This is a genomic window from Streptomyces durocortorensis (assembly GCF_016901035.1).
GTDB classification, from domain to species: Bacteria; Actinomycetota; Actinomycetes; order Streptomycetales; family Streptomycetaceae; genus Streptomyces; species Streptomyces durocortorensis.
Map to the genome: position 1 here is coordinate 1 of NZ_JAFEUF010000219.1, position 11,528 is coordinate 11,528.

Annotated in this window: 10 protein-coding genes and 2 tRNA genes; 9 read left to right on the top strand and 3 right to left on the bottom strand. The window is 69.1% G+C overall.

Annotation, left to right across the window (positions count from 1 at the left end):
• The first annotated feature begins 144 nt into the window (after nt 1-144).
• Complete coding sequence (locus JS521_RS28600; protein WP_205085853.1) at nt 145-978, top strand: Fpg/Nei family DNA glycosylase; 834 nt, start codon at nt 145-147, stop codon at nt 976-978.
• A gap of 108 nt (nt 979-1,086) precedes the next feature.
• Nucleotides 1,087-2,232: a PP2C family protein-serine/threonine phosphatase gene (locus JS521_RS28605; protein WP_205085854.1), complete on the top strand. Its 1,146-nt coding sequence runs from the start codon at nt 1,087-1,089 to the stop codon at nt 2,230-2,232.
• A 142-nt stretch (nt 2,233-2,374) separates the two neighbouring features.
• Here the strand turns inward: JS521_RS28605 and JS521_RS28610 are convergent, their stop codons facing one another.
• The gene (locus tag JS521_RS28610) at nt 2,375-3,559 is read right to left on the bottom strand and encodes a cation:proton antiporter (RefSeq protein WP_205085855.1); all 1,185 of its coding nucleotides are present in this window, start codon (nt 3,557-3,559) and stop codon (nt 2,375-2,377) included.
• Between the two features lie 235 nt (nt 3,560-3,794).
• On the opposite strand from JS521_RS28610, the gene JS521_RS28615 reads away from it, so the two are divergent.
• Nucleotides 3,795-4,295, top strand: coding sequence for an HD domain-containing protein (locus tag JS521_RS28615; protein ID WP_205085856.1), 501 nt, complete (start codon nt 3,795-3,797; stop codon nt 4,293-4,295).
• Between the two features lie 89 nt (nt 4,296-4,384).
• On the opposite strand, the gene JS521_RS28620 is transcribed toward JS521_RS28615, so the two are convergent.
• Nucleotides 4,385-5,557 carry an acyltransferase family protein gene (locus JS521_RS28620; RefSeq protein ID WP_205085857.1) on the bottom strand — a complete coding sequence of 391 codons (1,173 nt, stop codon included), beginning with the start codon at nt 5,555-5,557 and terminating at the stop codon, nt 4,385-4,387.
• Between the two features lie 518 nt (nt 5,558-6,075).
• Here JS521_RS28620 and JS521_RS28625 point away from each other — a divergent pair.
• Nucleotides 6,076-6,252 carry a hypothetical protein gene (locus JS521_RS28625; RefSeq protein WP_018959195.1) on the top strand — a complete coding sequence of 59 codons (177 nt, stop codon included), beginning with the start codon at nt 6,076-6,078 and terminating at the stop codon, nt 6,250-6,252.
• 95 nt (nt 6,253-6,347) lie between these two features.
• Here JS521_RS28625 and JS521_RS28630 read toward each other — a convergent pair.
• Nucleotides 6,348-6,421 (bottom strand) — tRNA-Gly (locus JS521_RS28630).
• A 189-nt stretch (nt 6,422-6,610) separates the two neighbouring features.
• Between JS521_RS28630 and JS521_RS28635 the strand changes: the two genes are divergently transcribed.
• The 5 genes from JS521_RS28635 (at nt 6,611) to clpX (ending at nt 11,348) form a co-directional block, all read left to right on the top strand.
• Nucleotides 6,611-6,687 (top strand) — tRNA-Pro (locus JS521_RS28635).
• A gap of 150 nt (nt 6,688-6,837) precedes the next feature.
• Nucleotides 6,838-8,253 carry a trigger factor gene (gene tig, locus JS521_RS28640; RefSeq protein WP_205085858.1) on the top strand — a complete coding sequence of 472 codons (1,416 nt, stop codon included), beginning with the start codon at nt 6,838-6,840 and terminating at the stop codon, nt 8,251-8,253.
• 267 nt (nt 8,254-8,520) lie between these two features.
• Nucleotides 8,521-9,126 (top strand): ATP-dependent Clp protease proteolytic subunit, encoded by a 606-nt coding sequence (locus JS521_RS28645; protein ID WP_030077754.1) that lies wholly within the window; start codon nt 8,521-8,523, stop codon nt 9,124-9,126.
• A gap of 82 nt (nt 9,127-9,208) precedes the next feature.
• Complete coding sequence (locus tag JS521_RS28650; RefSeq protein ID WP_006124415.1) at nt 9,209-9,892, top strand: ATP-dependent Clp protease proteolytic subunit; 684 nt, start codon at nt 9,209-9,211, stop codon at nt 9,890-9,892.
• Nucleotides 9,893-10,049: 157 nt separating this feature from the next.
• The gene (clpX, locus tag JS521_RS28655) at nt 10,050-11,348 is read left to right on the top strand and encodes an ATP-dependent Clp protease ATP-binding subunit ClpX (protein WP_075266467.1); all 1,299 of its coding nucleotides are present in this window, start codon (nt 10,050-10,052) and stop codon (nt 11,346-11,348) included.
• Nucleotides 11,349-11,528 lie beyond the last annotated feature (180 nt).

The window sequence follows — 11,528 nt, forward strand, 5'->3', positions numbered from 1 at the left end:
CCGGTTCGCCTTGTCCGGGCGGGGCCCCGGCGGCCGCCCCCACCACACCCCGTACGGGCGGCCCCCCCCCCCCCCGCCGCCCGCGCGCCCGGGCGGCGCGCCCACGGTCATGTCACCGCCCGCCCGGACCGCAGGAGCCCCGCCGTGCCCGAGGGACACACCATCCGCCGCCTCGCCGACGACCACACCGAACGGTTCGCGGGCGCGCCGGTCCGGGTGAGCAGCCCGCAGGGCAAGTTCTCCGACAGCGCGGCCCTCCTCGACGGGCGCACCCTCACCGCCACCGACGCCCACGGCAAACACCTCTTCCTCGGCTTCGGGGACACCGGCTGGGTCCACATCCACCTCGGCCTCTTCGGCAAGCTCGGCTTCGGCGCCGCCCCGCCCCCGCCGCCCACCGACACCGTCCGCCTCCGCCTGGTCAACGCCGGCCACTACGCGGACCTGCGCGGCCCCACCACCTGCGCCCTGCTCACCGAGCCCGAGAAGCGCGCCATACACGAGCGCCTGGGACCGGACCCGCTGCGCGGCGACGAGGACGGGGAGCGGGCCTGGCAGCGGATCTCCCGCAGCCGGACCACCATCGCCGCGCTGCTGATGGACCAGAAGGTCATCGCGGGCGTCGGCAACGTCTACCGCGCCGAGGTCCTCTTCCGCCACGGCATCGACCCGTACCGCACGGGCCGCGACCTCACCCGCGCCGAGTGGGACACGATCTGGGCGGACCTGGCCGACCTGATGCGCGAAGGCGTCCGGAACAACCGGATCGACACCGTCCGCCCCGAACACCTCCCCGAGGCCATGGGCCGCCCGCCCCGCAAGGACGACCACGGCGGCGAGGTCTACGTCTACCGGCGCGCGAACCTGCCCTGCCACATCTGCGGTACGGAGATCCGCACCGCGGACCTCGTCTCCCGCAACCTCTTCTGGTGCCCCCGGTGCCAGCCGACGGGCCCCTCCGACAGCGGGAAAGGCTGAAATCCGTCCGAAGAAGGCCGACGGGAACGCGCGGACGACCCCATTTCGAGCGCATTGTCACCGGGGTACCCCTGCACCGGAGGCGTCCGGGTGGATAAGGTCCCGGCAGTGGCCCGTAGCGGAGGAGCAGACGACTTCTGGGCCCGGTGGCGCAGAAAGACGCACCGGGTCCGCGTCGGTGTGCGCAAATCCGGGGTCGACTACTTCCGCGGCGACGGCTCCGACTGGATCGCCCTGGCCGGTCTGCTGCTGACGATCCCGGCCATCACCTTCGCCACCGTCGTCAGCCCGCTCTGGATCGACCCGGCCGCCCTCGCCCTGCCCATCGTGGCGGGCGGCCTCGTGCTGCGCCCCGCCAGCCTGCTGGGTCTGTACGCGACGGCCGCCGTCGCCCTGATCATCGAGGCGCTGACCCTCGGCCCGTACCTGGACGGCCCCGCCCGGGTCACCCCCGGCACCGTGCTCGTGGTCGCCGCCTGCGGGTTCTTCGGGCTGGTCCTCGCCCAGTTCCGGGCCCGGGTCGGCGTGCCCTGGCGGGGCGGCGGGACGATGCTCTTCGACCTGCGCGAACGCATCCGGGTGCAGAGCGCCCTGCCCCGGCTGCCGCAGGGCTGGCACCGCGAGATGGCCCTGCGCCCGGCCGGCGGCCAGTCGTTCTCCGGGGACTTCGTCGTCGCGGCCCGCACCCACGGGGGCCGCACGCTGGAGGCCGTCCTCACCGACGTCTCCGGCAAGGGCATGGACGCGGGCTCCCGGGCCCTGCTGCTGTCCGGGGCCTTCGGCGGGCTGCTCGGCTCGCTGGCCCCGCACGCCTTCCTGCCCGCCGCCAACGGCTATCTGCTGCGCCAGGACTGGGACGAGGGCTTCGCCACCTCCATCCACCTGGTGCTGGACCTGGAGTCGGGCGACTACGAGATCTACTCCGCGGGGCACCCGCCGGCCCTCCAACTGCACGCGGGCAGCGGCCAGTGGGAGGAGAAGTCGGGGGAGGGGCCCCTGCTCGGCGTCTACGACGGGGCCGAGTTCGACGCGGTGAAGGGCTCGCTCGCACCCGGCGACGTCCTCATGCTGTTCACCGACGGACTGGTGGAGTCCTCCGACCGGGACATCGCCGAGGGCATCGACCGGCTGACGGGCGAGGCCGACCGCTATGTCTCCACCGGCTTCGAGGGCGCGGCCTGGCATCTGATCGAGGCCTGCGCCAAGGACGTCAACGACGACCGGGCGCTGCTGCTGCTCTCCCGCCGGGCCTGAGGGCCCCCGGCACCCGAAGGGGCACACGCGGACTCACACGGACCCCGGACGGCGGAGAGGCGCCCGTCACCCGGTGGCCGGGTATCGGGGCGCCTCTCCGCCGTCCGGTGGTGCTCAGCCGGTGGTGCTCAACAGCTGGTGCTCAGACCGACACCGGAACCTGCTCCTGGTCCTGGTTGTCGTCCTTCTTGCGGCCGCCCGGCAGGATGCGGGCCAGCCAGTGCGAGCGTCCGGCGGCCAGCGGCGCGAGGACGGCGAGCAGGAGGACGTAACCGGCGATGAACGGCGAGAGCCGCTCGTCCAGTCCGGCGGCAGCCGCCATCGTGGCCAGGATGAGCGCGAACTCACCGCGGGCGACGAGCGTCGTGGCGATGTTGGACGTGGCCTGCGCGCCGAAGGAGTACACCTTCGCCGCCGCCAGACCGGCCGCGATGTTCATGGCGAGCGTCAGCACGACGGCCGCCAGCACCGGCCACAGCACGCTCGGCAGGTCGCCCGGGTCGATGGAGAGACCGAAGGCGAAGAAGAAGATCGCGCCGAACGCGTCCCGCAGCGGGTGGACCAGCTTGAGGATGCGGTCGCCGGACGAGGTGGAGCCGAGCATCAGGCCGACCATGAAGGCGCCGATCGCGTCGGCGACACCGAACATCTCGGAGACACCGGCGACGAACACGGCCATGCCGAGGAACGAGATGACCAGCAGCTCGTCGTCCTTGGTGTTCATGAGCTTGCCGATGATCTTCGTACCGAACCGGGCCGCCAGGGCGAGCAGCAGCAGGAAGCCGAAGGCCTTGCCGCCGTCGATCAGCGCGGCCGAGAGGCTGTCCGCACCGGACAGGATCGGCTGGAGCGCGGCCAGGTACAGGGCGAGGAAGACGTCCTCGACGACGATGATGCCGAGGATCGGCCGGGTCTCCGGATTACCGATGCGCCCGAGGTCCACCAGGATCTTCGTGACGATCGCGGACGAGGAGATGCCGAGGACACCGGCGAGGACCAGCGCCTCCGAGGTGCCCCAGCCCAGCGCGAAGCCGAATATCAGACCGGCGCCGACGTTCAGGACGAGATACGTCCCGCCCGCGATGGCCATCTTCCGGCCGCCCGTCTTGAGGTCGTCCATGTGGAACTCGAGCCCCAGGTAGAAGAGCAGGAGGACGAGTCCCAGCGCGGAGAGCATCTCCAGGTCGTGCGGGTTCGAGAGGAGCGTGTATCCGGGGGTGTGCGGGCCGAGGAGGATTCCGGCCAGGATGAACAGGGGGATCGTCGGCAGCCCGATACGGCCGCCGAGGCGGGCGAGGACGGCAGCGGCCAGGAAGGCGCCGCCCATGGCGAGGAGGGTGTCTGCGTGTCCGATGAGCCTGATCCTTCGGGGTCGGTCAAGAGCTGGTCAAGGGGGCATCAAGAATCCATCAGTAATTAGTTTACCGAACGATTGACCCTGCAACTATGACGCCGTCAGATTGTCAGCTTTTGTCTGTTTGATCCGCGAGAGTGTCGCGCCAACAGCCGCCGGAGCAGGGCGAGTTTGGATACGGCTCCGGGTGCGGCCGTAGGCTCGGCCCATGACTGAACGGCATCTGAGCGTCTCCGAGGTGGAGGCCATCGCCCGTGAGGCCCACGAGCTCCAGACCGACAAGGCGGGCCGCCCGTACGTGGAACACCTGGCGGCGGTGGCCGAAGGCGTACGGGTGCGCGGCGGCGACGACGGGCAGATCGCGGCGGCCTGGCTGCACGACGCGGTCGAGGACGACGCGCTCTCGGCTCAGTGGCTGGCGGACGCCGCCCTGCCGCAGGAGGTGAAGGACATCGTCCTTGCGGTGACCAAGCGGTCGGGGGAGGAGCTGTCCTCGTACACCGCGCGGATCCTGGCCACCCCGGGGGCGCTGCTGGTCAAGGAGGCGGACCTCGCCCACAACGCGGATCCCGCCCGGCTCGCGGTCCTGGAGGAGGCGACCCGTACCCGGCTGACGGCGAAGTATGCGCAGGTACGGAGGCTGCTGGGGCTGGTCGGCGACGAATCACCCTCCGACCGAAAGAATCCGGCCAACCCGCAGACGCACTGATCCACCCGCGGCCGGGCCGGCGGGTGGAGCAGGGGTAACGGCGGGGAGGGCGGCGGCCGGTCCGCGGAACGGCCGGTTCTCCCGGAGGCTCAGCGCTTCGCAGGGGCCTTGCGGAACGCCCAGTCCATGTCCGGCTCGGTGGCCCACTTCAGCGCGCGGCCCACCAGCGGGGTGCACATCAGCGTCACGGCCACCGCCGCCACGAGCGAGACGACGACCAGCCCGGCCGGGTCGGAGAGCCAGGTGTAGCGGTCGAACAGGCCCGCGTACTCGGCCCCCTTGATCAGGAAGCCGTGCAGCAGATAGCCGCAGATCGTTCCGGCGCCGAGCACCGTGAACCACCGGGCCCGACCGGGCACCCAGGCCAGGAAGGCGATCGTCAGCGCCAGGGCGCAGCCGAACATCGCGAGCGTCATCACCGCGCCCGACCACCACGGTGCGTCCATCTCCTGCGCGCTGTTGGCGCGGTAGAGCCAGCCGAGCTGCATGTGGGGGGCGACCCAGTACGCGAACAGCAGCGCGCCCGCGAACAGCGGCACGGACAGCAGCCGCACCTCGCGCCGCCTGACCAGCTGGAAGTGCTCGGGCTTCATCAGCAGGCCGAGCACGAAGAACGGCAGGAACTGCAGCACCCGCTGGAGGTCGAGGTCGTCGCCGATGTCGGGGGAGACGGAGGCGAGCATGGCGATGGCGAGCGCCACCGGCAGCGGGTGGCGGATCGACTGCCAGATCGGCGTGGTCACGCGCCAGATGAACAGGGCGATCAGGAACCAGGTCAGGAAGAACGGGTCTATCAGGCTGATCGCCATGTCGGGCGAATCGTCCGCGTACCGCTTGAAGAGCGAATAGGCCGTCTCGAACAGCACGTACGGCACCGCGACCGAGGTGATCAGCCGCTTCACCTTGGGCGCCGTCATGTCGAACGACCGGGAGAAATAGCCGGAGATGAGGATGAAGGCCGGCATGTGGAACATGTAGACGACCATGTACAGCGCGCGGGTGGCGCGGCTGCCGTCCATCACGGGTTCCCAGGCGTGCGCCACCGCGACGAGGACAATGGCCAGATACTTCACATTGTCGAAGTAGGGGTCGCGCTTCTTCGCCGCCGCGGGCGCCGGAGCGGCGGCGGCCGGAGCGCTGGTCCCGGGAGCGGGCCGGGGCGCGGTGGTGGTGGCAGAGAGCGTCTGATCGTGTCTGGGCTCCGACTCCCGGGTCGCCGGGGGGAGCGGGGCCCTCTGAAATACGCTCGGAGCTTGGAACATCTAAGGCACCTTAGACCGGTCGATTGTCTCGCGTAAAACTGCGGGGAGATATCGCGTGTTCCCCTCTATTCGAATGTGAAACCGTCGAACACCGCCCGCTATGACACACTTGATCCCGCTTAAACAGGGCATATCGCCAGGGCGTTGGCCGGAGTGAATTACGTCGCATCCGCGCCGTCAATTGGCTGTGAACGAAGTGTGGGGATGCGGAAACGATCGCCGTCGCTGATATTCGGCCGCCGGGATTTCACAGCCGACGCACAGGGAGCGCGCGGGCGACGCGGCTCCCGCGCGCCTGCCGGGCCCGGGGCGGGCCCCTCCCTGTCCCGCCTTCCGTCACCGCGCCGGCCCCGGCCGTGAAGGATGGCGGGATCCCGTCACTCCGTTCCGTCACCCGGCAGCAACCACGGGGGAGTTGGTGGCACGATGGAGGCGACGGGGCGCGCGGTGGTGCACGCTTCCGGGCCGGCAAGGCGGACCGACCGAGGGTGTGATCAGACGTGGCTATTTCACTGTCTATGGTGCTGCTGTTCGCGGTCATCCTGGTGGTAATGATCCGTGGCGGCTCGATCAAGGCCGGTCCCGCGATCGTCGCCGTGCTCTTCGGCTTCTTCCTGGCATCGACCGGCATGGCTCCGTCGATCAACAGGTTCATGAACTCGATAGCCGACACCATCAACCAGATCAGCTTCTGACAGATCCGACACTGCTGTCGGATCAGCTTCGGAAGCGGAGGCAACGCACGAGGGCCGGGCCGGAGAATCATTCTCCGGCCGGGCCTTCGACTGCGTGGAGCGGGCGACGGGAATCGAACCCGCGTAGCTAGTTTGGAAGACTAGGGCTCTACCATTGAGCTACGCCCGCAAGGCTCGCACCGCAGGTCCGTGGACCGCGGCACGAAGAGCATCGTAGCGGGTCGGCGGCGGTGCCCGCACACCCGTTGTGCCGACCGCCGGACCCGGCTCGCGCCGGAGTCGGTCCGACCCCGGGGGAGCCGCCCCGTAAAGCGGCGGAACCGCGGTCGCCGTGCATGTACCCTACGTGTCGCACCGACGGGGTGTGGCGCAGCTTGGTAGCGCGTCCGCTTTGGGAGCGGAAGGTCGTCGGTTCGAATCCGGCCACCCCGACCACCAGCAAGATCGCATTGTGGGAGTCCTCCCCCTTGCCGTTACTATGCAAAATGCGTGCCCGTGTGTCTGATGTACCGGGCTCGGTCCGCGAAGCCGCCGATCGGCGGTCGAGCAGAACCCCAAGAAGTCAGCCACCAAGGAGACCGAACCGTGAAGAGCGCCGTGGAGACCCTGAACCCGACTCGGGTTCGGCTCAGCATCGAGGTGCCCTTCGAGGAGCTCAAGGACAGCCTCGACGCGGCGTACAAGAAGATCAACCAGCAGGTCACGGTGAAGGGCTTCCGCAAGGGCAAGATCCCCGCCCGGGTCATCGACCAGCGGTTCGGCCGCGGTGCGGTGCTGGAGGAGGCCGTCAACGACGCCCTCCCGAAGTTCTACACCGAGGCGGTCAACGAGGGTGAGCTGAACGTCCTCGGCCAGCCCGAGGTCGACATCACCGAGCTGAAGGACGGCGAGCTGCTGGCCTTCACCGCCGAGGTTGACGTACGCCCCGAGATCGAGATCCCGGACTACTCCGGCATCGAGGTCACCGTCGACGCCCTTGAGGTCACCGACGAAGAGGTCGAGAAGGCCGTGGAGCAGCTCCGTGAGCGCTTCGCCGCCACCAACCCGGTCGAGCGCGCCGCCGCCGACGGCGACGTCGTCACGATCGACCTGGAGGCCAAGGTCGACGGCGAGGTCCTGGAGGACGGCGTGGCCGCCGGTGTCTCGTACACCATCGGTTCCGGCGAGCTCCTCGACGGCATCGACGAGGCCGTGACCGGCCTGGAGGCCGGTGGCGAGGCCACCTTCACCTCCGAGCTGAAGGGCGGCTCCGCCGAGGGCAAGGCCGCGGAGGTCACCGTCAAGGTCACCGCCGTCGCCGCCCGTGAGCTCCCCGAGCTGGACGACGACTTCGCCCAGATGGCCAGCGAGTTCGACACGCTGGAGGAGCTGAAGGCGGACAGCCGCAAGCGCCTGGAGACCACCAAGCAGTACGACCAGGCCACCCAGGCCCAGGAGCGCGTCCTGGAGGAGCTGCTGAAGCTCGCCGAGGTCCCGATCCCGGAGAAGCTGCTCGCGGACGAGGTCCAGACCCGCAAGCACAACCTGGAGCACCACCAGCTCGGTCAGATGGGTCTCGACCTCGAGAAGTACCTCGAGATCCAGGGCAAGACCCTGGAGGAGTTCGAGAACGAGACCTCCGAGCAGGCCATCAAGGGCATCAAGACCCAGTTCATCCTGGACGAGCTCGTCAACAAGGAGAAGCTGAACGTCAACCAGGAGGAGCTCACCGAGCACCTCATGCGGCGTGCTGCCTCCTCCGGCATGAGCCCCGACCAGTTCGCCCAGGCCGTCGTCGAGGGTGGCCAGGTGCCGATGCTCGTCGGCGAGGTCGCCCGCGGCAAGGCGCTCGCCGTCGTCGTCGAGGCCGCCAAGGTCGTCGACACCAACGGTGAGGTCGTCGACCTGGAAGACGACGAGGACTCCGCCGAGACCGCCGAGACCGCCGAGACCGCGGAGACGGCCGAGGCCGCCACCGAGGACAAGGCGGCCGACAAGGCCGAGGAGAAGAACGAGGCCTGAGCCTCGCCCTGATCCGAACGACGGGCCCCGAACGCACCATGTGCTCGGGGCCCGTCGTCGTATCGCTGTACGAGCCCCGGAACCCTTGTGCCCACTGCGGAGCTTGCGCTCCCAGCGAACAGTTGCGGAAGCGGGATGGCGTTGTCCCACCTGCGCGTTAGGGTCCATGAAGAGGAAGGGTGGGGCAGTGACTTCACCCGCCCGGTACGAAGACGCTGAGACGGCCGGAGCCGTCAGAGACGAGCAGGTGGATACGTGACGAATCTGATGCCCTACGCCGCCGGAGAGCCGTCCCTCGGTGGAGGCCTCGGTGACCAGGTCTACAGCCGACTGCTCGGCGAGCGCATCATCTTCCTCGGTCAGCAGGTCGACGATGACATCGCCAACAAGATCACCGCACAGCTTCTCCTCCTTGCCGCCGACCCGGACAAGGACATCTACCTCTACATCAACAGCCCCGGTGGTTCGGTGACGGCCGGCATGGCGGTCTACGACACCATGCAGTACATCCCGAACGACGTCGTCACCATCGGCATGGGCATGGCCGCCTCCATGGGCCAGTTCCTGCTCACCGGCGGCGCCGCGGGCAAGCGCTTCGCGCTCCCGAACACCGACATCCTCATGCACCAGGGTTCGGCCGGCATCGGTGGCACGGCCTCGGACATCAAGATCCAGGCCGAGTACCTGCTCCGCACCAAGACGCGGATGGCGGAGATCACCGCCCGCCACTCCGGCCAGACCGTCGAGACGATCATCCGCGACGGCGACCGCGACCGCTGGTACACGGCGGAGGAGGCCAAGGAGTACGGCCTCATCGACGAGATCATCACGTTCGCGTCGGGCATCCCGGGCGGCGGCGGCACCGGTGCCTGATCCGGTCTCCACCGGACCGTCGGCACCACTCCCGCACCCCCATCTCGTACGCCGAGACCTCCAGCCCCAGAACGCCACCAGGATGGTGAACACCCACATGAACAACTTCTCCGGCGCCTCCGCGAGCGGCCTCTACACCGGCCCGCAGGTGGACAACCGCTACGTCGTCCCGCGCTTCGTGGAGCGCACCTCGCAGGGTGTGCGTGAGTACGACCCGTACGCGAAGCTCTTCGAGGAGCGCGTGATCTTCCTGGGCGTCCAGATCGACGACGCCTCGGCCAACGACGTCATGGCGCAGCTGCTGTGCCTGGAGTCGATGGACCCCGACCGCGACATCTCGATCTACATCAACAGCCCCGGCGGCTCGTTCACCGCGCTCACCGCGATCTACGACACGATGCAGTTCGTGAAGCCGGACATCCAGACGGTCTGCATGGGCCAGGCGGCCTCCGCCGCCGCCGTCCTGCTCGCCGCCGGCACCCCGGGCAAGCGTATGGCGCTCCCGCACGCCCGCGTCCTCATCCACCAGCCGTCCTCGCAGACGGGCCGCGAGCAGCTCTCCGACCTGGAGATCGCGGCCAACGAGATCCTCCGCATGCGGACGCAGCTGGAGGAGATGCTGGCCCGCCACTCGACGACCCCGCTGGAGAAGATCAGCGAGGACATCGAGCGCGACAAGATCCTCACGGCCGAGGACGCCCTCGCGTACGGTCTGGTCGACCAGATCGTTTCGACCCGCAAGACCACCGCGGGCGCATCGCTCTGACGTCGGTCTTTCCCCTTGGCACATTCCGTTTGCACGACCACGGCCGTGTGAACCGTGCCAAGGGGGGCCCGAACGGGGGCCCAGGCAAGGTACCGTCGACTAGAGGCACCAGGAGCCGCTGAACCAGGCGGCCTCCCAGGCGAAGGGGAAGCACCTCGTGGCACGCATCGGTGATGGCGGCGACCTGCTCAAGTGCTCGTTCTGCGGAAAGAGCCAGAAGCAGGTGAAGAAGCTCATCGCAGGACCCGGTGTGTACATCTGCGACGAGTGCATTGATCTCTGCAACGAGATCATCGAGGAGGAGCTCGCCGAGACGAGCGAGGTGCGCTGGGAAGAGCTTCCCAAGCCCCGCGAGATCTACGAGTTCCTGGAGGGGTACGTCGTCGGGCAGGAGCCCGCGAAGAAGGCCCTCTCCGTCGCGGTGTACAACCACTACAAGCGGGTCCAGGCCGGGGAGAACGGCGGCGGCGCCGGTCGTGAGGACGCGATCGAGCTCGCCAAGTCGAACATCCTCCTGCTGGGCCCCACGGGTTCCGGCAAGACGCTCCTCGCACAGACGCTGGCCCGCATGCTCAACGTCCCGTTCGCCATCGCGGACGCGACGGCGCTGACGGAGGCCGGCTATGTCGGCGAGGACGTCGAGAACATCCTGCTCAAGCTGATCCAGGCGGCCGACTACGACGTCAAGAAGGCCGAGACCGGGATCATCTACATCGACGAGATCGACAAGGTCGCCCGCAAGAGCGAGAACCCCTCGATCACCCGCGATGTCTCCGGCGAGGGCGTGCAGCAGGCACTGCTGAAGATCCTGGAGGGCACCACCGCCTCCGTCCCGCCACAGGGCGGACGCAAGCACCCCCACCAGGAGTTCATCCAGATCGACACGACGAACGTGCTGTTCATCGTGGGCGGCGCGTTCTCCGGCCTGGAGAAGATCATCGAGTCCCGGGCCGGCGCCAAGGGCATCGGCTTCGGCGCCACGATCCGCTCCAAGCGGGAGATCCAGGCGAGCGACCAGTTCCAGGAGGTCATGCCGGAGGACCTGGTGAAGTTCGGGATGATCCCCGAGTTCATCGGCCGTCTCCCCGTGCTGACCTCGGTCCACAACCTGGACCGCGAGGCCCTGCTCCAGATCCTCATCGAGCCGCGCAACGCCCTGGTCAAGCAGTACCAGCGCCTCTTCGAACTCGACGGTGTGGAGCTGGACTTCGAGCGCGAGGCGCTGGAGGCCATCGCCGACCAGGCGATCCTGCGCCAGACGGGCGCGCGCGGTCTGCGGGCGATCATGGAGGAAGTCCTCCAGTCCGTGATGTACGAGGTCCCGTCCCGCAAGGACGTCGCCCGCGTCGTCATCACGCCCGACGTCGTCCGCGACAACGTCAACCCGACGCTGGTCCCGCGCGAGCCGCGCACGATCGGCAAGAACGACGGCGGCCGCCACGAGAAGTCGGCCTAGCCGCAAGCGACTTGCGTACGCCGAAGGGGCGCCCACCGGGGGTCACCGGGGGGGCCCCCGGGGGGGGGGGCCGGGGGGCCCGCCGTCCCCGGCGGCTACCCGCCCGCCGTCGCCACGGGCGGTCCCCACGGAAGCGAGGCCGGCGCGGAAGCCGGTGCGCCGGGCGAGACGGGCCCGCCC

Bases quoted from the DNA above. Each gene is read 5' to 3' on its own strand.
- JS521_RS28620 (WP_205085857.1), bottom strand. From the start codon at position 5,557: ATGTTCCAAGCTCCGAGCGTATTTCAGAGGGCCCCGCTCCCCCCGGCG.
- JS521_RS28650 (WP_006124415.1), top strand. From the start codon at position 9,209: ATGGTGAACACCCACATGAACAACTTCTCCGGCGCCTCCGCGAGCGGC.
- JS521_RS28625 (WP_018959195.1), top strand. From the start codon at position 6,076: ATGGTGCTGCTGTTCGCGGTCATCCTGGTGGTAATGATCCGTGGCGGC.
- JS521_RS28610 (WP_205085855.1), bottom strand. From the start codon at position 3,559: ATGGGCGGCGCCTTCCTGGCCGCTGCCGTCCTCGCCCGCCTCGGCGGC.
- JS521_RS28645 (WP_030077754.1), top strand. From the start codon at position 8,521: ATGCCCTACGCCGCCGGAGAGCCGTCCCTCGGTGGAGGCCTCGGTGAC.
- JS521_RS28615 (WP_205085856.1), top strand. From the start codon at position 3,795: ATGACTGAACGGCATCTGAGCGTCTCCGAGGTGGAGGCCATCGCCCGT.